This is a genomic window from Shewanella sp. S1-49-MNA-CIBAN-0167, from assembly GCF_040310145.1.
Lineage (GTDB): Bacteria > Pseudomonadota > Gammaproteobacteria > Enterobacterales > Shewanellaceae > Shewanella > Shewanella psychromarinicola.
In genome coordinates, this window is sequence record NZ_JBEOPO010000269.1 from 1 (window position 1) to 271 (window position 271).

General features: G+C 32.8%; 1 protein-coding gene. It reads right to left on the minus strand.

Features of this window, described 5'->3' with window-relative positions; all coding sequences use genetic code 11:
- On the minus strand, positions 1-271 hold a 271-nt coding region (locus AAEZ00_RS21280), incomplete at both ends, for a hypothetical protein (protein WP_351089895.1).

A 271-nucleotide genomic window follows, 5' to 3' on the forward strand; every position in this document is an offset into this window, starting at 1 on the left:
GCATGTTCTCTAGTCACAAGTACTTGACCACCTGTTTTAATAAATGATAAAGGCTCTTCTTTATCATATTGAGCGTTTCTGACTGTGCGAATGTTCTTCATTCCGGCTAATAAGGCTAACTCGACAAGTGTGAAATTATCTTCTGAAAATTGTGGAAACCATCCCGAACTAAGAGTGACTAACTCATTAGGATCAAGTTTATTTATTAGCTTAAGCTTTGCCAAACACTTCAAAATCACTTTTATTAAACTAAAAAAAAATATTGTTATAT